Consider the following 270-nt stretch of genomic DNA (forward strand, 5'->3'; position numbering starts at 1 on the left):
AAGACACCGACGACGACGGCACCATCGACCGCACCGAGATCAGCGGCCAGGTAAACGTGGCAGTGACCCTGCCGGGCGAGGCCCAGGCCGGTGACACCCTCAAGGTGAGCGGCCAGGCCGACCGGGTACTGAGCGAGGCCGATATCCTTGCTGGCAAGGTGGACTACGAGTTTGACCGTCCGGCCGACGGCGAGGCGCTGACCGTGACCGCCACCCTGGTGGATGCGGCGGGCAACGTCTCGCCGGAAGGTAGCGACAGCGCGGTGATGG

At 68.1% G+C, this 270-nt stretch carries 1 protein-coding gene; it reads left to right on the forward strand.

What is annotated here, in order from left to right; all coding sequences use genetic code 11:
• The coding region (locus tag ACLHZ1_RS20785) for a hypothetical protein (RefSeq protein ID WP_427263562.1) at window positions 1–270 on the forward strand (270 nt) is incomplete at both ends.

The sequence above is a fragment of the Aeromonas sobria genome (assembly GCF_050266975.1).
In the GTDB taxonomy this organism is placed as follows: domain Bacteria; phylum Pseudomonadota; class Gammaproteobacteria; order Enterobacterales; family Aeromonadaceae; genus Aeromonas; species Aeromonas sobria_B.